Origin of the sequence: Staphylococcus sp. FSL W8-0271 (genome assembly GCF_038006605.1) — a bacterium.
Lineage (GTDB): Bacteria > Bacillota > Bacilli > Staphylococcales > Staphylococcaceae > Staphylococcus > Staphylococcus cohnii.
In genome coordinates this window covers 2526311-2548920 of record NZ_JBBOVM010000001.1, presented here as the reverse complement: position 1 = coordinate 2548920, position 22610 = coordinate 2526311, and the positions used below count along the sequence as shown (strand labels likewise).

Annotated in this window: 23 protein-coding genes and 1 pseudogene; 18 read left to right on the top strand and 6 right to left on the bottom strand. The window is 32.2% G+C overall.

Annotated features, from left to right (window positions below; all coding sequences use genetic code 11):
- The first annotated feature begins 143 nt into the window (after positions 1-143).
- The 11 genes from NST87_RS12580 to ychF all read left to right on the top strand — a co-directional run bounded on the left by NST87_RS12580 (position 144) and on the right by ychF (position 12603).
- Positions 144-1172 (top strand): efflux RND transporter periplasmic adaptor subunit, encoded by a 1029-nt coding sequence (locus NST87_RS12580; RefSeq protein WP_340721758.1) that lies wholly within the window; start codon positions 144-146, stop codon positions 1170-1172.
- A complete protein-coding gene (locus tag NST87_RS12575; protein WP_040030361.1) occupies positions 1169-1849 on the top strand; it encodes an ABC transporter ATP-binding protein in 681 nt (226 codons plus the stop codon). The genes NST87_RS12580 and NST87_RS12575 overlap by 4 nt, the downstream gene beginning before the upstream one ends.
- Complete coding sequence (locus tag NST87_RS12570) at positions 1846-3021, top strand: ABC transporter permease (RefSeq protein WP_019469833.1); 1176 nt, start codon at positions 1846-1848, stop codon at positions 3019-3021. Before NST87_RS12575 ends, NST87_RS12570 begins: the two co-directional genes overlap by 4 nt.
- A gap of 381 nt (positions 3022-3402) precedes the next feature.
- Positions 3403-4248: an ABC transporter ATP-binding protein gene (locus tag NST87_RS12565; RefSeq protein ID WP_019469834.1), complete on the top strand. Its 846-nt coding sequence runs from the start codon at positions 3403-3405 to the stop codon at positions 4246-4248.
- Entirely contained in the window at positions 4245-4871 is a 627-nt protein-coding gene (locus NST87_RS12560) for an ABC-2 transporter permease (RefSeq protein WP_040030360.1), read from the top strand. The genes NST87_RS12565 and NST87_RS12560 overlap by 4 nt, the downstream gene beginning before the upstream one ends.
- A 416-nt stretch (positions 4872-5287) precedes the next feature.
- Positions 5288-6817 (top strand): NADH dehydrogenase subunit 5, encoded by a 1530-nt coding sequence (locus NST87_RS12555; RefSeq protein ID WP_340721757.1) that lies wholly within the window; start codon positions 5288-5290, stop codon positions 6815-6817.
- Positions 6818-9424: a DUF2309 domain-containing protein gene (locus NST87_RS12550; protein WP_340721756.1), complete on the top strand. Its 2607-nt coding sequence runs from the start codon at positions 6818-6820 to the stop codon at positions 9422-9424.
- 181 nt (positions 9425-9605) lie between these two features.
- Positions 9606-9974 (top strand): DUF2294 domain-containing protein, encoded by a 369-nt coding sequence (locus NST87_RS12545; protein WP_026034821.1) that lies wholly within the window; start codon positions 9606-9608, stop codon positions 9972-9974.
- 409 nt (positions 9975-10383) lie between these two features.
- A complete protein-coding gene (locus NST87_RS12540) occupies positions 10384-11268 on the top strand; it encodes a mechanosensitive ion channel family protein (protein ID WP_115041330.1) in 885 nt (294 codons plus the stop codon).
- Positions 11269-11288: 20 nt separating this feature from the next.
- Positions 11289-11492 carry a DUF951 domain-containing protein gene (locus NST87_RS12535; RefSeq protein WP_019469840.1) on the top strand — a complete coding sequence of 68 codons (204 nt, stop codon included), beginning with the start codon at positions 11289-11291 and terminating at the stop codon, positions 11490-11492.
- Positions 11493-11505: 13 nt separating this feature from the next.
- The gene (gene ychF / locus NST87_RS12530; protein WP_019469841.1) at positions 11506-12603 is read left to right on the top strand and encodes a redox-regulated ATPase YchF; all 1098 of its coding nucleotides are present in this window, start codon (positions 11506-11508) and stop codon (positions 12601-12603) included.
- Positions 12604-12888: 285 nt separating this feature from the next.
- Here ychF and NST87_RS12525 read toward each other — a convergent pair whose 3' ends face one another.
- Positions 12889-13686, bottom strand: coding sequence for a GH25 family lysozyme (locus NST87_RS12525; RefSeq protein WP_019469842.1), 798 nt, complete (start codon positions 13684-13686; stop codon positions 12889-12891).
- Positions 13687-14043: 357 nt separating this feature from the next.
- On the opposite strand from NST87_RS12525, the gene rpsF reads away from it, so the two are divergent.
- From rpsF to rpsR, 3 genes are read left to right on the top strand one after another with little or no spacing between them, the layout of a single operon-like run.
- Entirely contained in the window at positions 14044-14349 is a 306-nt protein-coding gene (gene rpsF, locus NST87_RS12520) for a 30S ribosomal protein S6 (RefSeq protein ID WP_019469843.1), read from the top strand.
- Between the two features lie 18 nt (positions 14350-14367).
- On the top strand, positions 14368-14880 hold the full coding sequence (gene ssb / locus NST87_RS12515) for a single-stranded DNA-binding protein (RefSeq protein ID WP_019469844.1): 513 nt from the start codon (positions 14368-14370) through the stop codon (positions 14878-14880).
- Between the two features lie 49 nt (positions 14881-14929).
- Entirely contained in the window at positions 14930-15172 is a 243-nt protein-coding gene (gene rpsR, locus NST87_RS12510) for a 30S ribosomal protein S18 (protein ID WP_002484306.1), read from the top strand.
- 232 nt (positions 15173-15404) lie between these two features.
- On the opposite strand, the gene NST87_RS12505 is transcribed toward rpsR, so the two are convergent.
- The 5 genes and pseudogenes from NST87_RS12505 to NST87_RS12485 all read right to left on the bottom strand — a co-directional run bounded on the left by NST87_RS12505 (position 15405) and on the right by NST87_RS12485 (position 18842).
- Entirely contained in the window at positions 15405-16331 is a 927-nt protein-coding gene (locus tag NST87_RS12505; RefSeq protein WP_019469845.1) for an Abi family protein, read from the bottom strand.
- Positions 16332-17547 (bottom strand): annotated as a pseudogene (locus NST87_RS12500) (tyrosine-type recombinase/integrase).
- 143 nt (positions 17548-17690) lie between these two features.
- Positions 17691-18458 (bottom strand): hypothetical protein, encoded by a 768-nt coding sequence (locus tag NST87_RS12495; protein ID WP_019469849.1) that lies wholly within the window; start codon positions 18456-18458, stop codon positions 17691-17693.
- 98 nt (positions 18459-18556) lie between these two features.
- Positions 18557-18694, bottom strand: coding sequence for a hypothetical protein (locus NST87_RS12490; protein WP_019469850.1), 138 nt, complete (start codon positions 18692-18694; stop codon positions 18557-18559).
- A gap of 10 nt (positions 18695-18704) precedes the next feature.
- A complete protein-coding gene (locus NST87_RS12485) occupies positions 18705-18842 on the bottom strand; it encodes a hypothetical protein (protein WP_019469851.1) in 138 nt (45 codons plus the stop codon).
- A gap of 1484 nt (positions 18843-20326) precedes the next feature.
- Between NST87_RS12485 and NST87_RS12480 the strand changes: the two genes are divergently transcribed.
- From NST87_RS12480 to NST87_RS12465, 4 genes are all read left to right on the top strand, one after another.
- Positions 20327-20872: a hypothetical protein gene (locus tag NST87_RS12480; protein ID WP_019469854.1), complete on the top strand. Its 546-nt coding sequence runs from the start codon at positions 20327-20329 to the stop codon at positions 20870-20872.
- 585 nt (positions 20873-21457) lie between these two features.
- Positions 21458-21625, top strand: a complete 168-nt coding sequence (locus NST87_RS12475) for a hypothetical protein (protein WP_019469855.1) — start codon at positions 21458-21460, stop codon at positions 21623-21625.
- A complete protein-coding gene (locus NST87_RS12470) occupies positions 21622-21762 on the top strand; it encodes a hypothetical protein (RefSeq protein ID WP_019469856.1) in 141 nt (46 codons plus the stop codon). Before NST87_RS12475 ends, NST87_RS12470 begins: the two co-directional genes overlap by 4 nt.
- 114 nt (positions 21763-21876) lie before the next feature.
- On the top strand, positions 21877-22491 hold the full coding sequence (locus NST87_RS12465) for a stage II sporulation protein M (protein ID WP_040030357.1): 615 nt from the start codon (positions 21877-21879) through the stop codon (positions 22489-22491).
- The last annotated feature ends 119 nt before the right edge of the window (positions 22492-22610 follow it).

Here is a 22610-nt window from a genome sequence, read left to right as displayed (position 1 = left end):
TTACTATTGTTAATATTACAATATTGTTAGGTATATATTTACCGAAAAATATTGTATATAAAATAATGTTATGCATTATATTTTTTGTTGTGTGATTATGATAGTATCTAAAATGAATAATAATTTAAAGGAGTGTTTTAATATTGAAGAAAAAGTGGATGTGGATTATCGGTGTTATTGTCGTTATCGTATTAATTGCAATTGCATTAATTTTAAAGCAAGCGAATAGTAGCTCAGACAAGAAAGATGGTTATGATACATATAAAGTGGAGAAAGAAAGTCCACTCAATTTAGAAGGTAAAGCTTCACCTAAATCAGTTAAAACATATAATAACAACAGTCAATTGGGAACGTATGTAAGTACACAAGTTGATGATGGTCAATCAGTTAAACAAGGTGACCCACTCATCAATTATGAAATTAATAATAATAAACGCCAACAATTAGTTGATAAAGTGGACAATGCAAAAGATGAAAATGAGAGAGCGGAAGCACAACAACAGCTTAACCAATATGATCGTCAAGTGAACGACAGTATTTATGCTGCTTTTGACGGTAAAATTGATATTAAAAATAGAGAGAACGTTTCTGATGGAGAGCCTGTTCTACAACTTGTTGCAGATGAACCACAAATTAAAGCAACTGTGACTGAATTTGATCTGGGAAAGATTAAGGAAGGCGACAAAGTAGATGTTAAAGTAACAAGTACTGGTAAAAAAGGTAAAGGCGAAATCAAGAAAATCTCAGAGTTGCCAAAAAGTTACGAAGAAAGTTTAAGTAAATCTGGAGGCGGAGCAGCAGCTGGCTCAGGTAGTGAGGAAGACGGCGGTGCTCAAACTTCTAATCCAGTTTCTGATCCTAGCAGCGAGAGTGATTCAGATTCATCGAAATATACAATTGTAATTAGTGATATTGATATTCCTGTACGTGCAGGCTATTCCATGGAAGTTGAAGTGCCATTAGATGCCATTAAGTTACCAAAATCAGTATTAACTAAAGACAATAATGTTTTTGTATTAGGTAAAGACAATAAAGTTGAAAAACGTGATATTAAAATTGATAAAGTAAACGGTGAAATTTTTGTAAAAGAGGGTCTGAAAAAAGGTGACAAATTAATTAAAAACCCTAAAAAATCTATGAATGATGGAGACAAAGTTGAGGTGTCATCATGATAGAACTTGTAGATATCAATAGACATTTCAAAAACGGCGATGAAGAAAATCACATTTTGAAAGATATCAATATCAACATTAAAGAAGGAGAATTCATAGCGATCATGGGGCCTTCGGGTTCTGGTAAAAGTACACTCATTAACATATTAGGGTTTATTGACCGAGGCTATGAAGGCGATTATTTGTTTAATAATGAGAATTATAAAAAAAGTTCGGATAATGAATTGGCAGAAATTAGAAATAAAACAGTAGGCTTCGTTTTCCAGAACTTTAAATTAATTCAAAACAATACGATATTGGAAAATGTGAGTATTCCGTTAGTTTATGCAGGATTAGGGTCGCAAGCACGTAAAGAAAAAGTAATCAATACATTACACGATGTGGGACTATATGATAAAGAAAATTTAGTACCTAACAAATTATCAGGTGGGCAACAACAGCGTGTAGCCATAGCACGTGCGATCATCAATAACCCGAAATTTATCATTGCTGACGAACCTACAGGGGCACTTGATTCTAAGACGTCTGAAGATATTATCAATTTATTTATGAAATTAAATAAAGAGCATCGCACAACGATGATTCTCGTAACACATGATCGCAAAGTAGCAGATAAGGCAGATCGTATTATTCATATACTAGATGGTCGTGTCCAAAGAGAAGAGGTGGTTGAATGAAGAATTTATCGAATATCATCGCCATTTCATTCAAATCCATTTTAAAGAATAAGCGTCGTAATATTTTCACTATGATTGGTATCATCATTGGTATAGCTGCGGTCATTACGATTATGTCTCTAGGTAATGGGTTTAAACAAACGGCATCAGAACAATTTGAAGATACAGGTGCAGGCAAAGATTCTGCTACGGTTAACTATATGACGAGTAGTGGTGAAGGTGCGAAAGATAATCCTTTTAGCCAGCAAGATTTAGATATTGCTAAACAAGTAAATGGTGTTACAGATGCCAAAATCAAAGAAAGTGACGATCAGGGTTATTCTGCAAAAATGACGAATGCCCAGAAAAAAGGCGACGTCAGTATTTTAAAGAAAAAAGAAATGACTAGCCCAGAAAAAGGTAAAGGCTTTAATGAAGACGATAATGAACTGAACAAAAAAGTCGTTACAGTCGATGACAAAATTGCCAAAGATGTATTCAATAACGATGCGATAGGTAAAACATTATATATTGATGATCAAGGGTTCGAAGTTGTAGGCATTGTAAACGATCCTATGAATACATCAGCTGTTAATATGCCTGCAAATACATTTGATAGATATATGGGACAATTAACGCAAGATTTTCCGTCACTCCAATTATCATTAGCAGATGGTGCTGACAAGAAAGAAGTCGCAGACAAAGTCGCTAAAGAATTAAATAAAAAAGGTTCAGGCGCAGGTGATGGTAACTATAGTTACACAGATATGGAAGAATTCATGAAAAATATTAATAAAGTATTTGATGGTATTACTTACTTTGTGGCTGCTGTTGCAGGTATTTCATTATTTATCGCTGGTATCGGTGTTATGAACGTGATGTATATTTCAGTGACAGAGCGTACAGAGGAAATTGCCATTCGTCGTGCATTTGGTGCAAAAGCGCGAGATATTGAAATCCAGTTTTTAGTAGAAAGTGTTGTACTATGTGTGATTGGCGGTATCATTGGTCTAATCATAGGTATACTTGTCGCAAGCCTGGTAGATGCAGTAACACCAGATTATATCAAGAGTGCGGTTAGTCTAAGCTCAGTACTCATTGCTGTAGGTGTTTCTACATTAATTGGTATCGTATTTGGTTGGATTCCGGCACGTTCAGCAGCTAAGAAAGAACTTATTGATATTATTAAGTAATATTTTAAAAAGATGTAAAAAGAGACATTGTCTTTTATTAAAAAGTTTCGTCAGTTCATGCTATTCAAGTTGGCTAGAAAAGCGTAAACATTATAGTTCATGTATAAATATGACATGTAATAGGCTGGGGCAAAAGAATTGTCTCAGCCTTTTATCCCATTCAACCCCAATTATCTTTGTTGGATGGAACGATGTGGCCATTTTAAATACAATTAACGGTGAATGGCTTTAGTTATTGTTTTTTAGATATATATTTAATTAATAATAAATATTTTTTAAAAATGTATTGTGTATTATAGCGAGGTGTATTATGTTAATTTAGAAAGTGATTTAATGTGAAAGTTTGAGATTTTATCAAAAAATGAAATACGGGGGGTTATCATGGAATATTTGCTCAATGTACAAAATTTAAATAAAACTTACGTTGATTCAGATTTTAATTTAAATCAAATTAATCTAACCATCGAACCCAATACAGTGGTAGGACTTATTGGGAAAAACGGTTCTGGTAAATCTACGTTGATTAATACATTAGTGGGAAATCGCTTTGCAGATGCTGGGGATATTCAATTTTTTGATACACAGATTTCTCGCGATGACTATGCTTATAAAGAACATCTAGGTGTTGTATTTGATGATCTTCGATTGCCTAATAAACTTAACGCAAAACAAATTAGTAAAGTGTTTTCTAATATTTATCGCACATGGGATGAACAACATTTTTTTGAAATGTTGGAGAATTTTGAATTACCAAAAGAACGTCAAATTAAGACTTTCTCTCGTGGTATGAGTATGAAAATTTCAATATCCATTGCACTGTCTCACGATAGTAAACTTTTAATCCTTGACGAAGCCACAGCAGGAATGGATGTTTCAGGCCGTGAAGAAGTGCTGGAAATATTAGAAGATTTTGTTGATGAAGGTAATGGTATTTTAATTTCATCACATATTTCGGAAGATATAGAAACCCTTGCAGATAAGCTAATATTTATGAAAAATGGGCGTATTTTATTACAAGAGCACAAAGATACATTATTAAATGATTATGGCATTGTTTCGTTTGAAGAAGGGGAATTTGATGTTAATCACAGTAATGTTGTTGCTTATCGCCTACATAAAGGAACAGGAAAAGCACTTGTAAATCAAAATAAAGATGTAGAGCTAGCGCAGCCATTAAAAAATATTGATGATGCCACAAAAATATTAATGAGAGGAGAATTAGCATGAAGGGTTACTTACTGAGTTATTATTTTACAAACCAAAAATCAATATATACATATTTATTGTTAAGTATTCCAATTTGTTTATTTTTCTCTTTTACAAATCCATTAATGGCTAGTTTCATGCCTATGATATTTTTAGTTTCACCTGCTACAGATAATTTAAAAAATGAAAAAGACTCAAAGTGGATGTATTTTGTTTCTACATTACCCTATAGCAGAAACACTTACGTGAGTAGTCATTTTGCATTTTATAGCTTATTAGCATTAACAGGTATGGTGGTGTCACTTGTGATTAATGCAATTGTTGCGAGTAGTATTGTAAGTGGAGTGAATTCAGCGTTACTTGGTACAGGATTTATCGCGTTGTATTCACTTATTTTTCCGTTTACTTTTAAAATGGGTGCAGAAAAATCAAATGTCATATTTATGATTGTATCCATTATCGTAGTTATTTTATTCTTTGTTTATTATTTTGTAGGTATGGCCATATTATCAAATACAGATAATTTTATGGGAGAAATGACTAAAAACCTATGGTATGGTGGCATTTTTGCTATAATTGGCTTAATCGTTATGGCGCTTTCATTTATTGCTTCTAAGCAAGCATTTAAATATAAAGAGCTATAATGAACAAAGCTTAACATACTGTCTATCTTGACAAACACGAATAATCGTTATATCTTGATAATATTAAAAGTTAAAAATTTAGGCATACTTTTCTATGTTTTCTATGTAATTAAAGCTTTAGCAAGTTGTTAATCAGTGTGTATTGGCAAATTGAAAAAGTGAATAAATAGTAGTAGAAATAAGAGATTGTACGTCTTAACGTATAAAATGTAAAATCAACATATTTGAAAATAAATGAATATATAATAGGTAGCAAAGCAAAACACTCACCATATGTGCGTTGTAATGAAGCCGACAATGATAATAAGTCAGTATCGATTTATTATTAATTGTCGGCTTTTTTCGTGGGAAATATAATTTTAAATTAAGTGTTTTGTTACTATTATAAATTTAAATGTCGTAGTACAGAAGGTAAGGTGATAATCGTGATTGACGCGCATATTTTTATAACATTATTATTTTTAACGCTAATTATTTCAATTTTAAGTAGTCTCTTTTTCTTAATAAAAAAAATATCGCCTAAATATGCACGAATACATATTTATATCGTAGCATTACCGGCAATTGTGGCTAGCTTAGGTCTTATATTGTCACAGAAAAATATAGAGATAGGTATATGGCGGTCTGACGTATTATCTTGGCTCATGGTTGGTTTTGTCCTCATCATTGGTGTGATCATCCAACGCTATTGTATTCGTTATTTAGCTGGTGATAAAAGCTATAAAAAATATTTCACTTTATTTACTTTTACGACTACCTTCGCATCATTTGCTTGGTTAACTGCGGATATGAGAATTATGGTAATCAGTTGGGGATGTACATTATTAGGACTTACGATTTTGATCAGTTTAACAAGTGCCTGGAAAGTTACACGTGAAGCAGCGAAGGTAACAGGTAGATTATTCTTGTTGAGTTGGGTTGCGTTAGTAAGTGCTGTTTTGTGGATTGGATTATCTACCGGTGAATGGCACTATTCTGTAGCTTTAAATGAAGCACATCTATCCATGATTAATGGTTTGGCACAATTTGGTATTAATTTACTCATTGTACTAGCTGTTATGATTCCAGCGGCACAATGGCCCTTTCAACGTTGGTTAATCGAATCTGTAGCAGCATCTACACCAGTTTCTGCGATTATGCATGCTGGTATCGTTAATGCAGGTGGTATTATGTTAACCAGATTTTCAGGCATTTTTAGTGGCGACATTGCATCTGTAATTTTATTAATTTTTGCTAGTGTCTCCGTATTACTTGGTGCAGGCATTAGTTTAGTGCATGTGGATTATAAAAGATTATTGGTGGGTTCTACGATAGGCCAAATGGGCTTTATGTTAATTCAATGTGCATTAGGTGCTTATATTCCTGCAATCATTCACTTGGTTTTACATGGGTTATTCAAAGCGACTTTATTCTTACGCTCTGGATCGGCAGTGCGTCATTTTAGTGTACCGAGTCGTGCAAATGAAAGAATGTCATATGTATGGATAATCAGTGGTCGTATTTTAGCGTTCTTGATTGGGTTCGGTTTTTGGTTGAGTGCGCCAGAAGAAAGTTATCGTCTAGTGAGCGGTCTTATTTTAGCATGGTCTTTATCTGTCTCATGGACACAGTTAGTAGCTTTTGGTGAAGGCAACTTTGGCCGTGTTGTAGGTATGACGATACTCATTGTTGTAGGTGCAGTTTATTTTGTGGTGCATCATTATTTTTCAGGGGCATTACATACTCTGACAATTCACAGCGTACAACCACCTACTTTTATCGTTATTACCGTAGCAGTCATTTTATTGTTGGGGAGTTTAATTAGTACCTGGGTAGCACGTCACCGGTCTTCTGTCGTATTTTCAATTCTGTATATGTGGATTGTTCGTTTAGGAGATGCAAAGGTTGAAACAGTTGAACGTCATCCTAATTATTTAAAATCTTATTTGTCAAAAGGAGGGCACTAAATGGGAAAGCATAAAGAAATGACAAACCAAAATCAGCGCAACGACGATATCGATCAAATAATTTCTAAAGCAAGTAGAGTTATCGTTCCTTTATCGCCTATTTCTGTGTTTGCTGCAAGAAACCCTTGGTCAAATTTAGAGGAATATGAATTTAAAAATGTGGCACAATGGTTAAAAAATGTCCGTGACGTAGATATCTATCCTACAATGTATATGTTTGAACAGGCATATCAGCGTGACGAAATTGATAAAGATATGATTGAAGTTAACTTACAAGAATGGTTAAATCAATCGGTAGTCTCGATAGATAGACAATTTGCTGAAAGTTATGCTAGAGCGATGCTAGATTTGTCTAATATTGTAGATGTAACGTGTCATTCTGAAAATAAAAGACAAGTCAATCAACATAATGAAAAAATAAGTTTAGACGATGAAACTAATAGTGTGCCATTAGTAAGTACATATATTACGGATAAAGATGATAGACGATTAATAGATATTGTAGATTATCACGTTATTAAATGGTGCAAATTATATTTAGATGATGCGCAATCAGGATGGACGATGCCTAATAGAGAAAAGGGTTTATTCTTTGCATGGCAACGTTTAGTACAACATGATCCAGCATTGAGCAAACAACAACGTTCACGCTTGAAAACATTGCCAAATCAAGCTGAAACGCTTATTCATATGGTTTTACAAAAGCTGGGTCTTGCTGAGGCACAGTATCAAACATATTTGGAAAATCATTTACTATCATTACCTGGATGGGCTGGTATGATGCTATGGCAAGATGAACAAGCGTCTAATACTGATCAAATATTATTGTCTTATTTAGCCATTCGTCTTGGTATAGAATGGGCTATTGTTGAACCTTATTTACCTGTGAATTCAGCAGAGAATCCAACAGCATATGAACGCGATGAATTTGCAGAACATTGGATTACTATTGGTATGTTTACGACAGAACAATGGCAACAACTATCTAAATCTAAAAAAAACGCTTATATAGATTTTGCATTACAATTTGAAAAACAAGCGCGTAGACAAATTTTATTAACGGCTTGGGAAGCAACATATGAGCATCAATTGGAAGATGCCGTGACCGCACATAAAAATAATGAGCAAGAAACGCAAAAGCCACAAGTACAAATGGCATTTTGTATAGATGTACGCTCGGAACCTTTTCGACGTCAAATAGAAGCGGCTGGTGCATTTGAAACAATCGGTATTGCGGGATTTTTTGGTTTGCCAATTGTCAAAGAAGAGTTGGGTCAATCACATAGTCACCCGTCTTTACCTGTGATGAACCCGCCACAACATAAAATTAAAGAATACACAAATGAGCAAGAACCTACAACCTTTCGTCAGCATCAACATATACTAAAATCGATTACGTATACATTTAAAAAAATGAAGCAAAATGCTTTGCCGAGTCTACTATTACCAGAATTAAGTGGCCCTTGGTTATCGCTTCAAATGTTTTCACGAAGTTTCGCGCCGAGACCAATAGGTCAATTGATACGAAAGTTTTATGATAGTTGGTTACAAAAACCACATGACACAGCGTTATCTTTAGAGCATCGTAATATTAATGAAGAGGGGATACCAATCGGTTTTACAAATGAAGAAAAAGTAGATTATGCGCAACAAGCATTGCGCTTAATGGGATTGACTTTAGATTTTGCGCCGTTAATCGTACTGTGTGGGCATGGCAGTCAAAGTGCGAACAATCCATATGCTTCTTCACTGGACTGTGGTGCGTGTGGTGGTGCAGCGAGCGGGTTTAACGCGAAGGTATTAGCTCAGCTTTGTAACTTAACTGAAGTTAGAACAGCGTTAAATGAGAGAGGTATTGTCATTCCAGAAGACACTGTCTTTGCGGCAGCAGAACACCAAACATCAACGGATGAATTAAATTGGATATACTTACCAACAATGTCAAAATCTGCGCAAAATGCTTTGAATCAAATTCAAACTGCAGTGTCTGGCATTACTTATCGAGCAAATGCACAACGATTGAAAGCATTACCAGATAATCATATCTCAAGACAAGATCCAATCAAAGAAGCACATCGTTTATCAAACGATTGGAGTGAGATTAGACCGGAATGGGGCTTAGCGAAAAACGCTTCATTTATTATAGGTCCACGTGATTTAACAAAAAACAGTGACTTAAAAGGACGAGCATTTTTACACAATTATGATTGGCAACAAGACAATGATGGTAGTCTTTTAGCAAATATCATCAGCGGCCCAGCTACTGTGGCACAATGGATTAATTTACAGTATTACGCCTCAACTGTCGCACCCCATTATTATGGTAGCGGTAGTAAAACAACACAGACAATTACGGCAGGTATAGGTGTTATGCAAGGTAATGCGAGTGATTTGTTGACGGGTCTACCTTGGCAATCTGTAATGTCGTCAGACAATAAAATGTATCATTCTCCCATTAGGCTACTCATTGTCGTGCACGCGCCCAATGATTATATTAAACAGCTATTAAATGAACATCAGGATTTTTATCAAAAGGTACACAATGGCTGGGTTAAATTGGCAAGTATTGATGAATTTGGTGGTTGGCAACATTGGTCAGTTGATTAACTTAAACAGCATTGTTTAGATTTGTTCATGGAAACAATAAGTATATGACTTTTATATGATTTATCCAATTATTTTCTAGGTAATTGCGCATAACTATGGAGAAAAATTTATAAAAATGATAATGTTAGCATTATTAAATAATACAACAATTAATTTTGATTCTATGGGAGATGCATTCGACATGAAAACAACAAAAGGTACCTATGAGTCTGAAATCAGTAAAGCAATTACACAATGGGAAAAAGACTTTCTTGGTCGTGGCTCACTGTCTGTGAAAACTGATATTTTGCGTGATATGATTATTGTTACTTTACAGGGTGTGTTGACACAAGCTGAATATAAAGTTTGTGAGACACATGAAGGATTATTAACAATTAAACGTACGAGATCTAAACTCGTAGAATCTGGTATAGAGGCACTTGACGATATTGTTTTTTCAGTTACTGGTGAAGCAGTCAAAGGATTTCACACAGATTTAAGTTCTAAAACAGGTGAACGTGTCATGATATTTAAACTTTATAATAATCTTGAGAAAAAAATAGTAGAATAAAGAAAATTATTGATGAAAGTGATATCTAAAAACTGAGGAAGTGCTTTATTTCAAGAGACGTTTGTAGTAATATTACTTACTGAGTGTGAAGGAATCATAATTTTAAATTATGGTTCTTTTTCTTTTGTCTTTTTTAAATTACATAATTTAAATTTAATTAAACGTAAAAATTATATAAACTATATTTAAAAATTGATAGTATAAAGTGAGTAATGATAATATGGGAGCTTCTGGTTATAATCATACAAGCTGTAGCATGCTTTCTATGTAAATAAAAGTAGATAAATACCCCAAATGATACGTTTATTCGTCAGATAAATTTAAAATTTAGTCGGAAGTTGGATGTGTTTAACAGTTTAAATAATTATAATAGAATAAGAAGAGTCTTTGACTAAGGGAGGAAATATTATTGGATCAAATCAAAAGTATCATGTATTCCTTAATAGAACCTTTAACTAAACCCGAAACATATCAAACGCTAATTTCCAATTTAATTATGATTGTAATTTATATCATAGTAGCGTGGATAGTATTGCGTTTTATTAATAAAGGAATAGAACAATTTTTCAAAATACAAAATAAAGGTAAAAAGGCGAATAAAAAACGTTCAGCAACATTAATATCATTAGTTAAAAATATCGTATCGTATGTGGTATGGTTTATAGTGTTAACAACCATTTTAAGCAAGTTTGGTATTAGTGTTGAAGGTATTATTGCAAGTGCTGGGGTTGTTGGTTTAGCTGTTGGTTTTGGTGCACAAACAGTTGTTAAAGATATTATCACTGGTTTCTTCATTATATTTGAAAATCAATTTGATGTAGGAGATTATGTTAAAATAAATAATGGTGGTACAACTGTTGCAGAAGGTACAGTTAAAGTCATCGGTTTAAGATCAACAAAAATAAATACCATTACAGGTGAATTAACGACATTACCAAATGGCAGCATGGGTGAGATTACAAATTATTCAGTGACTAATGGTGAAGCAATTGTCGAAATCCCAGTTTCAGTAGAGGAAGATATTGATCAAGTAGAAAATGTCTTAACAGACCATTTTCAATCGATACAAACAAATTATTATTTGTTTATCTCTACACCGCAAGTTGTTGGTATCAATTCAATCAGTCGAGATGAAATTGTATTGAGTGTATCTGCTGAAACAATTCCGGGCGAAGGTGCTTCCGGAGCGCGTATATTAAGAAAAGAAATATTGAAATTGTTTAAGCAAAAAGAAATTAAAACACCTAAGCCGATGATGTTACAATATGATCCTAATCAACAAAATAATGCTTAAATATTCGGAGGAGTGACAGAATGACATCAAATTACGGTTTAAATGACATTGTAGAGATGAAAAAGCAACACGCCTGTGGTACGAATCGTTTTAAAATCATTCGTGTAGGGGCAGATATCCGAATAAAATGTGAAAATTGTCAAAGAAGCATTATGATTCCGCGACAAACATTTAATAAAAAACTGAAAAAAATACTAGTATCTCATCAAGATACTGAAAAATAAGGAGAATGAATAAATGGCTCTAACAGCAGGTATCGTTGGGCTTCCAAACGTAGGGAAGTCAACACTTTTCAATGCAATTACTAAAGCGGGTGCGCTCGCAGCGAATTACCCATTCGCAACGATTGATCCTAACGTGGGGATTGTCGAAGTTCCAGATAGTAGATTAGATGTATTGACAGATATGGTACAACCAAAGAAAACAATCCCAACAACTTTTGAATTCACTGATATTGCAGGGATTGTTAAAGGAGCTTCAAAAGGTGAAGGGTTAGGAAATAAATTCCTATCTCACATTCGTGAAGTTGATGCAATTTGCCAAGTTGTACGTGCATTCGATGATGATAATGTGACACATGTTTCTGGTCGTGTTAATCCTATTGATGATATAGAAGTTATCAATATGGAACTTGTATTGGCGGATTTAGAATCAGTTGAAAAACGTCTACCAAAATTAGAAAAAATGGCAAGACAAAAAGATAAAGATGCGGTTAATGAAGTTCGCATTTTATCAAGAATTAAAGAAGCTTTAGAAGAAGGTAATCCAGTAAGAAGTTTAGAATTTACGGAAGAAGATCAAAAATTTGTAAATCAAGCACAATTGTTAACATCTAAAGAAATGTTATATATTGCTAATGTCGGAGAAGACGAAATTGGCGATGAAGATAATGAAAAAGTTCAAGCTATTCGTGAATATGCTGATAAAGAAAGTTCAGAAGTCATTGTCATCAGTGCTAAGATTGAAGAAGAAATTGCTACATTGGATGATGATGATAGAGCAATGTTCTTAGAAGATTTAGGTATTGAAGAACCTGGTTTAGATCGTTTAATTCGCACAACTTATGACTTGTTAGGTTTGGCAACATACTTTACAGCGGGTGTACAAGAAGTACGTGCTTGGACATTCATTAAAGGCATGACAGCTCCGCAATGTGCAGGTATTATCCATACAGACTTTGAACGCGGCTTCATTCGTGCAGAAGTAACGAGCTATGATGACTATGTAGAATTTAATGGTGAAAATGGTGCTAAAGAAGCTGGAAAACAAAGATTAGAAGGTAAAGAATATATCATGAAAGATGGAGACATCGTTCACTTTAGATTTAATGTATAAAATAAAAGCTTACGTGTTACTTAAATTGTAACGCGTAAGCTTTTTTCAGAAATTTGGAAAGTAAGCATGCCGGGAGTCTAGAATATTCATTTGATTCATAGATACGCTTGTCATAAATTTAACTAGCATTAGGTTAAAATTTGAAATATATATACTTCTTAATCCTTGATGTATGAATAAATACATACGGTTATGCGAATATCGGTTAGAGGTGAAAATGACATGACTTTAGTTGTGCTAAGTTTTACATATCAAAATAGCATTGTGAATGCTGAGATGAAAAACTTAAGATGTAAACCATGATGTGTCTACACCAGGTCCCGTATAATTGGCATCGACATTTTGGTTTAATTCGGGTGAAGCATAGCTATCTGTATATTGCCATAACACATGTTCTTGTGTTGGTTGTTCTTGGTTATAGTTAGCGAGCCAATAACCATCATATTGTCCCACTGATTCTGAAGCATGTTCTTTCATAAAGTTCTCATATGAATAAAATAAGATTTTTTTATTTCCAGCAAGGCTGCGCATTTTGTCATACCAGGCAGTTGTACTTTCATCAGCGGTACCCGATGTCACAGTATTTTCTTCAAAATCATTAATATAAAAACTAGCTTTAGGCGCACGATTGTACAAGGTTTGTGCTTCATATCTAGCATCATCAGGATTTTCATACATACTATAAGAGTAAACGCCAAAATCCAAGTTATATTTATCTAATAGATTTGAGTTATGCTCTAATGCCGCATCGACTTTTTCAGAACCATATTGTGCACGAATAATAATGAAATCATAATTTGCTTTTAAATCTTTGACTTGTTGCGCTGAAAGTTTACCTTGCCATTCAGAAATGTCTAAGACACGTTCACCAGAAGCTGTTGTACTGGCATTAGAACGAAAGGCACTTTCTTGAGTTTCATTATTTTTTTCTTCTGGATGCTTTTCAATATATTTTTGATAACCATATCCCATTGTGCCTTTTTGATTTGCTGTATTTTCAGCTGCGTGTACAGTATTAAATGTTATTGTAGTTGCAAACAGGACACTCATGGACAGCAATCCTTTTTTAATAACTGAAGTCATATAAATCTCCTTTGATTTTAATGATACAAATCAAGAACGTACATGATATGCTATTAGAATTAAAATGATTTATCAAGTTTATCTGGAATAACTTTTAAATTGATTTATAATTATTTAAAAATAAATATAATATCTAATTTTTTATATACGCTTTATATGAATTTATGAGCTGTAGATGCCGAGTTGATAAAATGTTTCATATGAAACATGATGCAAAAATGTCATTTTGAACGTCTGATAATCATTGTAAAATGTAAAGCGTTGTGCTATAATTCTTGATTGTGAGTAATGAAAATTATTCCTTGCTTACCACAATGATGGTGAGCCGCATAGACCACAAGGAGGTGCAATTATAAAATGAGAACATATGAAGTTATGTACATCGTTCGTCCGAACATTGAAGAAGATGCTAAAAAAGCTGTCGTTGAACGTTTCAACGGTATCTTAGCTTCTCACGGATCAGAGGTTTTAGAAACTAAAGATTGGGGCAAACGTCGTTTAGCTTATGAAATTAATGATTTCAGTGAAGGTTACTACAACATCGTACGTATCCAAACTGAAGACAATGAAGCGACTGACGAATTCCAACGTTTAGCTAAAATCACAGACGATATCATCCGTTATATCGTAATTCGTGAAGACGAAGATAAGACAAGAAAATAATAAATGGGGGTCGTTTAAATGATAAATAGAGTTGTTTTAGTCGGTCGTTTAACTAAAGATCCAGAATATAGAACAACACCCTCAGGCGTGAGTGTTGCGACTTTTACTCTAGCAGTAAATCGTACGTTTACAAATGCGCAAGGGGAACGCGAAGCTGATTTCATTAACTGCGTTGTTTTTAGAAAACAAGCAGAAAATGTAAATAACTACTTATTCAAAGGTAGTCTAGCTGGCGTTGACGGTCGCATTCAATCACGTAGCTACGAAAACCAAGAAGGTCGTCGTATATTTGTAACTGAAGTTGTCTGTGATAGTGTTCAATTCCTTGAACCTAAAAACCAAAATCAGCGTCATGCTCAAGAAGAAAATAATAATTTCCAGAATTTTGGTGGACAACAATCCGGACAAAATACGTCTTCTTATCAAAATAATAACAATAATAATAATTCATCAAACAATAATCAATCAGATAACCCATTTGCAAATGCAAACGGCCCTATTGATATTAGTGATGATGATTTACCATTCTAATTATAATGAACGTATAAAATTAAAAAACTATTAAAAGGAGGCAGTTACCATGGCAGGTGGACCAAGAAGAGGCGGACGTCGTCGTAAAAAAGTTTGTTATTTCACAGCAAACGGAATTACACACATCGACTATAAAGATACAGAATTATTAAAACGTTTTATCTCAGAACGTGGTAAAATTTTACCACGTCGTGTAACAGGTACTTCAGCTAAATATCAACGTATGTTGACATTAGCTATTAAACGTTCTCGTCATATGGCTTTATTACCATATGTTAAAGAAGAACAATAATAGATATTGTATCTGAAAACCCCGTAGGCATATACCTACGGGGTTATTTTTGTGTTTTTATTTGTAAAAAGTTCGCAAAAAATTCGCAGAGTGTGGGGATTTATGAAATTTTGGCATAAAAAAAGGGCTATTCACTAAATTGTGAATAGCGCTTTTTTATGATTCTGGAACAAAGCGTATGCTTTGCGGAACATAATAATGAGTTCCTTTGTTAAATACAATGATAGCACCATTACAAATACGAGTCAATTATTTTATTGATAGCCGAAATAGTCATATTTAAATATTTTTCTGTTGTAAAATAGTTTCTGTGAGCATTTAACTGTGATTTAAAAGATATCAGTTCGTCTTTTAAGTTAGTAATAGTGTTGTTGTGACAATATTTTTTATGTAGTAAAAATACAGCGCTAATGTTTCTTACAGGCAATAACTTCATTTGTGAATAACTTAAATTGAAATGCTTTATTGACTCTTCAATCAATAGTTTATTAGTACTATCTAATTTCGGATCATTTAAATGAACTAATAATGGTTGATTATGAGCACTTACATTTCTAACTTTTCTCACATTACCTATGCATCTAACAGCAAGGAAATACTTAGCATCGTTAATACGAGAATGATAAAATTGTAGAAATTCATTAAATTGATTATAACTAATTAGTTCCAAGCATACCCATATTGGAGGGTTATCATAATATTTTTTGAATTCAGGTTTAGGGACTTTTGTCTTTGTAGTTTTACCATTAGATTCAATACTTACTTTTTCCATAACATTTCTAAATGTGCGCTTTTTTTGCTCTTCGCTTTTATAAAAATCGCTCATTATTGTATAGCCATCTTCGTTAGGATTTAATGAAACATCATTTAAAATTTCTGTTTTGACAATGTGTTCGATATCTAAACACATTGTAATTAAAAGGTACCTTAATCGCATATCTATAGAAGCTAATTCAGATAGGTATGCAAATTCTATATTGTATTTACCATCTTTTTTGGGGAAATTAGTTCTAAAGTATCCTAATTTAAAATAGTACGTTTTCTCACTTAAAATATGTTTAGCATCTTCGTGATCTTGTATATTAAAACGGATTCCTAAAGAAGTAAGCTTTTTTATTAGACTGTCCGTATTTAACATTGGTTTCAAAAAACTTTCCATTTAACTTTGTATCCCCTCTAGTTTATTCATCATATCTTTAGCCATCTGATCTGTAACATGGGTGTATATCTCTAATGTGGTTTTGTAGTCACTGTGGCCAACTCTATCTTGTATTGCTTTTAGGTTTATTCCTAATTGCGCAAGTGTTGATATGTGTGTATGACGTAATGTGTGCGTTGTTACACGTTTGTTAATCGAACTTATATCGGTTGCTTCTTTAATTATATTGTTCACCTTATTTAAGTCAATAGGGCTACCAGCAGTATTAGTAAATATATAACCTCTATCAATAAATTTATCACTCCACTGATTCTCTTTTTTATTTTCTAGCATGAGTGTTTGAAGTAAATTGATACTTTGAGTTGTAAGTCCGATTGTTCTGTAACTCTTACTTGTTTTAGTGGTTTATTTAACGCCAAATGCTCCAGTTTCTACATCAGTAACCCAGTTAATTGTGCCATCAATTTCTAATGTTTTATTCTCAACGTTTACATTGTCTGTCTTGATTGCAAGTAACTCACCAATTCGCATACCATTGTTAATTTGAAACTCTACTAATGCTTTAACCATTTCATAGTTACGTTTACGTGTATCATGGCTTTTATTCTCAATTAGGTAGTCGAAGCTTTCAAGCAACTCTTTTACTTCACTATTTTCTAAATAGTTATTACATTTAGCTTGTAGTTCAATTCTTGTCTTAGCTTTCTTAGGTATATCTATTTTATCTAAAATCCTAATATCATGAAGATCGTAGTATTTAAACGCATATTTGAAAACGGAACGAATAACAATAACAAGAGATTGAACATGGCCAATACTATGTGATTTAGCCCATTCATTTATGATGTCTTGTAAGTAGGTGTGCGTAATCTTGCTGATAAGTACTTTACTATCAATAGCATTTTTGACTGTATTAACATTACTTGTCTTCTCTTTGATAGTCGTTGGTTTTGAGCCTGAATGTGTCTTGTAATGCTCTAACCATTCATCGCATGCATCATGGAATGTTAAGTTCTCAAGCTGCTTTGTACTGTTATGCTTCAATCGTTGCTCAATTATTTTATTTAATTCTAATTGAGCGTCTTTTTGACTGCGTACATTGTTCTTGTTACGTGTAACTGATAACTGTTTTATACTTACCAGTTAAAGGGTCTGTATAGCGCTCTATATAGCGGTAGGCGGTACAGTTATTTTTAGTGATTTCACGCACCCACATTTGTCATCCCTCCTTAAAGATAATTAGGGTAGGCGTACTACCTTAAAAATAGTTAGTTATCATTTAGATTGATCATTGTTGTTGGTGCCTTGTTGGGCGTCACCTTCAGTTTCAGTGTTTTCTTGAGTGTCCTCTTCTGCTGTTTATTGTTCGTTTTCGTGACTATTTTGTTGGTTATTACTTTCTGTAGTTTGTTGATTGTTATTAGAATTCTGTTGATTACTATCTTCTTCAGTTTGTTGTTCATTTTCTTTAGTATCTTGTTGGTTATTTCTATTTTTATCATATACGTTGTTTTCTTCTGCTAGTTCTTTTAATCTCTGTTGTCTTTCTTTTTCATTTTTCTCCAACATACTTTTGTATTCTTCCATTTGTTGCTTATTTGCTAGATTATTAGCTCCTAATTTTTCGCCAGTTTCTCTATCAATGATTATTTCGAATGGCATAGGTGTTGAAATTCCATTGTAATAATATTTAACATGATACTCATTTTTATTAGTTCTATCTTTATCTATATGGAATGAATTCCAATCAATGTTTTGAACATCAATTACATCTCCACCAGGAAAGTCTTTAGCTTGTTCAATTGCTGCAACTTCCCCTATATCATTTGCGCTATTTTCCGTAGAAGTATTAGTTTTTTGATTGTTGTTAGTTCCATTATCTTGATTGTTAGTGTTAGCTGTTTGCTCATTTGATTCAACATTATCTTCTTGGTTTTTGTTGTTTGAAGAGGTGTTATTATTTGCACTTGTTTCGTTTTCTGAATTATTCTTTTGGGAATCATTATTGGATTTTTCTTCTGTTTTGTGGTCTGATTTGTTATTAGATTCTTTATCTGAAGAATTATCGTTATTGCATGCGCCTAAAACTAATGTCCCAGTTAATAGAAGGATTAAAAATTTCTTCACTTTAAAATACTCCTTTAAATAATAATTATTTTGTGAAAATACTCAATGAATTATTGATCTCACTAAGATTTTCCCATTCCACATTCCCCCTTGATATATCATTCTTCTTTCTCTAACCCTAATATGATCAATATTGCAACTGTAATTATGATAGATGGTGCAAATAAAGATAAGGCTATAAATATTAGGATTAAAAGTAAATAGAACTCATCAATTTTATACTTACCGAATTTCATAATAATCCTCCTATTTTTGTTCCTCAAATCCACATATTAAACAGATTAGAAATGCTACAAAAACTGCTGGTACAAATATAGATGTTACTAAGAGTGGTATCGACATCAGTAAATAGTTGTAATCGTATTTGTACTTACCGAATTTCATAAAAATACTCCTTTTGCTATTTATTTTGCTTTTTATATTCTATGTATTTATTCACTACAAGCGTCAGCATCGATGTGAAGATTATTAGACTGAATATAGATAAACATGTAGCAACTACATCATCTTTAGTCAAAATGTTGTGAATAGATAGACCAATGAAGAATAAATGTAATAAAACAGTGATTGGTAACATTGTCTTGAACAATTTTGAATTTGGTTGATTCCTATTTTGTTTGATGAATATGACTCCTTCCAACACTACTTAATTAAAAATTTACTATGTATCTCACAACCTTAAAATAGGGCGTACGTGTGCAAAGACACGTAGGGGTGGTGCTATTCCTTATTCTTTTTTCTCTCTTTAATAAACTCCTTAAAATACAAGTAACCATCGAGCATTGTACTTAATATGAAATTTATTACTTTAATTACTATACCTATAATATACTCCACAGCGATACCCCTTTGTAAACGTAATAGGTATTAATATACTTTATGAACGTATGAAAGGACACAGTTATTGTTCCTATTCTTTTATCTCATCTTCTTTTTTATTTTTACGTCTAAACATCTTACTCAATAACTTTGATGTTTCCTGTTCAAATAAGCTTACTATAGCTACAATTATATCTATTATTTTGATTATGACTCCTATAAGTATATCCACAATGATGCTCCTTTATGTAAGTAATGAGTACGATTTATTGGATTTTTGTTTGATCGTTTAATTTTACAATCCATAAAATTGAAGAGGTCAACAAAACTTTTCTAGCATTTTGTTAATTTACGAGCTAATGCGCTAAAATGGAGCATCTGTCTATTATTAGAATATGACTAGATAACCAAAATACAAAAAGTCCGATTGCATTAGTAAAAAAAATTAATAATTGCCAATATCAAAAAATGTAATAGCTCAAGTTTATCAAAAGACCATTCCAAAAAGTTAGTTTTTATAGAAACATCTTGTTTAATCAATAATATGGATTTAAAGTAACTTATTTAAAATAACTTAAGTAGATTGCAATAATAACAAAGATTGCTGCACAAATAGCGTGTACTATTAAGATTAAATTGTTTCTTAGTCATAGGTTTAAAATTGTTACGTTTTATTCTTCTATTATTTTCCCAACGATATATAGATGCCCAAAAGTAAGCGTAAATAGGTATAATGATGATTCCTAATATTATCGCAACAAGTAAGCTCATTGTTTATCACCTTTTTGTATAAGGATAGCATGGAAATATTTAATTGTTAACAATGTAAAAAATGAAAGTTAGTTCTTGGAATGATACTGTGTTATTACTGTTTAATGGATGTAGTTTTAGAGGTTTTATAAATGTTGGTGAACTATCGTTCATACACAACAAAAAACCAATTTTTACACTACCTTAATTGAAATGAATTTTAATTTTGTTAAACTTATTTTGGAGATGTTATTTATATAGTAATTTGAGAGAATTATTATATAAAAGGAGATTTAACATTGAATAAGCAAATTAAAAAAATATTAACTGCTAGTGTAGCTACAGCGATTTTATCTGGTCCTGTATATTTTACTATTGATTCTGGTAAGGCGAATGCTAAAACTAGAAGTGAAATAGATAAAGAAATGAATCAAAGAAAAGAGATTGGTGATGCACTCTTAAAAGAGATTGATAATAGTAAAAGTGATTTTAAAGATCCGGCAGTTGCTGAAAGGCTAAAATGGCAAGTGAAAAATTATAGAGGTGGTGTAGCTGAAAGAGGCAAAGCCACAATGACTACAAAAGCAGGAGCCCAAGCAATTAGAGCTACTGTAAATAAGGTCGGTGAAAAGGCATGGAACAAATTGGTAAAGAAAATAGAAAATACAACTGGTACTAAACTCGTTATGTTCCATTATCAAAGTATTAATAAATTTTGTGATATTTTAACAGGGTTTGAAGGCAACTTAGCAGATGGCATAGCGAATGGGTTAACTAATAAGTTTGGTTTTAATAAACAATTTGCATATGTTGTTGCTAGAGCATTTATAGCAATTGTTTTGTAGGTTTTACATATGAGTAATAAAAAAAAATTTATCTAATATTTTTAGTAATAACATTTATAATTTATATTTTTTTGCCAATTATTTTTGATGATAATTCTTTTAACATACGTTTATTTGCCATATTCCCATTATTATTTTTTGGTGCATTTTTATTTTCTTCTAACTCTAATAATAAAAAGTAATGATTTTATTCAATATTTCTTTGTACTAAGGCAATTTAATATAAAAGGGAAGTAGATATTATTCCAAAATCTCAACAAATAATATTAGCCATTTTGCTATTCTTTATGAGTTTTAATTTTTTGTTACCTATAATAGGAGCAATTTTTCAAATTGAAATTTTAGAGTTTGGTTCAATTTTTATAAAGCTACTTGATAGCATAACTTTAATAGTTGCAATCATCTTTGTATACAGACAAATTAAACGCAAAGGTTTTTGAATAGAAGTATGTAACCCAATATTTTTGATATGAGGAGTAGTATGTAGGATAAACATCTATGTACTTGACCTATTTTTTATATTTATATTCTGAATAAGATTAAATAAACTGAAATAAAGGTTGCTAGAAGGGAGTATTTTAGTCTATGAAATTAAGTCAATGGATAATTTGTATAGTGACTGGAGGATTAATTTTTTTAGTTTCCTTTTATATGGGAGATATGAATTTTTGGCCATCTTTGATTAATGGGTTAATAGGGTTTGTAGGATCTGTTTTTGTAGGAGAAGGTTTAAAAAAAGGTGGAAAATTATGAAGAAAAAAGATTTGAAAATTTTAAAGATTACTTTCTCTGGGTTAACAGCTATTTTATTTTATATTTCTGGATTATGGATTGTTAGTGCTTTCTTTGCTTTACTGTCATTGTATTTTATGGATGAAAAAAAGAAATGAGTTATATGTATAATACAATTCTAAACATCAATACGTGCTGCTGTAGGTTGTTCATATTTCTAATATGTTAGTTTGTGTTTGGTTGTGAACTACACAAAATGCAAGGAGAAGTCTATGTTTGTTATTGATAAAGGTTTTATTATTAGATCTTTAAAAATATTTTTATTTAGTCTGAGTATAATGATCTTAACGATTGTAATTACATATAGTATCGATATGAATGTGGAAGCAATGATTAAAGGTATAGATAACGATATATCCAGTTCTCTTAAACAATCTTCAGGACTAGGTGCAGTTATTATATATATCGTAAATAATGGTTTTATAGTTCCACTACAAATGTTTTTGCTTTCACTAATACCTATTCAATTTTTATACTTCTTTAATTTGATATATAGTTCTATATTGCCAGGTATTGTGATTGGTATTTTATTAAAAATTGATTTTTATAAAGCTATAGCTAACATCATATCTGTATTTCCTCACACTACACTAGAAATTTTAGGTTTCTGTATGTTTGCAAGTGTATTGTTTCAGATAAATAAATCAATTCGAAGTAAAATCAGAGAGCTATTTAATAAGAATAATAGTAAACGAACATCTGTTATAAAATCACTTTTCAGTACAATCAAAATCTATATATTTGCAGTGATACCAGTAATAATATTAGCAGCATTTTGTGAAGAATATTTAAGAGAGTTTTTATATTCGCTTCTTACAGGTATATAATTAACAACCCATCAACAGAAATGTTGATAAGGGTTTATATTTAAAAATTTCGCAAGATTTATAGAGTTTGAGAATTAATAAAATTTGTATATAAAAGCAATAGAACAGAGATACCTGAA

Coding starts and splice junctions, on each gene's coding strand:
- NST87_RS12545 (WP_026034821.1), top strand. CDS start 9,606: ATGAAAACAACAAAAGGTACCTATGAGTCTGAAATCAGTAAAGCAATT.
- ssb (WP_019469844.1), top strand. CDS start 14,368: ATGATAAATAGAGTTGTTTTAGTCGGTCGTTTAACTAAAGATCCAGAA.
- NST87_RS12535 (WP_019469840.1), top strand. CDS start 11,289: ATGACATCAAATTACGGTTTAAATGACATTGTAGAGATGAAAAAGCAA.
- NST87_RS12465 (WP_040030357.1), top strand. CDS start 21,877: ATGTTTGTTATTGATAAAGGTTTTATTATTAGATCTTTAAAAATATTT.
- NST87_RS12475 (WP_019469855.1), top strand. CDS start 21,458: ATGAAATTAAGTCAATGGATAATTTGTATAGTGACTGGAGGATTAATT.
- NST87_RS12565 (WP_019469834.1), top strand. CDS start 3,403: ATGGAATATTTGCTCAATGTACAAAATTTAAATAAAACTTACGTTGAT.
- NST87_RS12490 (WP_019469850.1), bottom strand. CDS start 18,694: ATGAAATTCGGTAAGTATAAAATTGATGAGTTCTATTTACTTTTAATC.
- NST87_RS12470 (WP_019469856.1), top strand. CDS start 21,622: ATGAAGAAAAAAGATTTGAAAATTTTAAAGATTACTTTCTCTGGGTTA.
- ychF (WP_019469841.1), top strand. CDS start 11,506: ATGGCTCTAACAGCAGGTATCGTTGGGCTTCCAAACGTAGGGAAGTCA.
- NST87_RS12575 (WP_040030361.1), top strand. CDS start 1,169: ATGATAGAACTTGTAGATATCAATAGACATTTCAAAAACGGCGATGAA.
- NST87_RS12505 (WP_019469845.1), bottom strand. CDS start 16,331: ATGGAAAGTTTTTTGAAACCAATGTTAAATACGGACAGTCTAATAAAA.
- NST87_RS12570 (WP_019469833.1), top strand. CDS start 1,846: ATGAAGAATTTATCGAATATCATCGCCATTTCATTCAAATCCATTTTA.
- rpsF (WP_019469843.1), top strand. CDS start 14,044: ATGAGAACATATGAAGTTATGTACATCGTTCGTCCGAACATTGAAGAA.
- NST87_RS12550 (WP_340721756.1), top strand. CDS start 6,818: ATGGGAAAGCATAAAGAAATGACAAACCAAAATCAGCGCAACGACGAT.
- NST87_RS12525 (WP_019469842.1), bottom strand. CDS start 13,686: ATGACTTCAGTTATTAAAAAAGGATTGCTGTCCATGAGTGTCCTGTTT.
- rpsR (WP_002484306.1), top strand. CDS start 14,930: ATGGCAGGTGGACCAAGAAGAGGCGGACGTCGTCGTAAAAAAGTTTGT.
- NST87_RS12485 (WP_019469851.1), bottom strand. CDS start 18,842: ATGAAATTCGGTAAGTACAAATACGATTACAACTATTTACTGATGTCG.
- NST87_RS12560 (WP_040030360.1), top strand. CDS start 4,245: ATGAAGGGTTACTTACTGAGTTATTATTTTACAAACCAAAAATCAATA.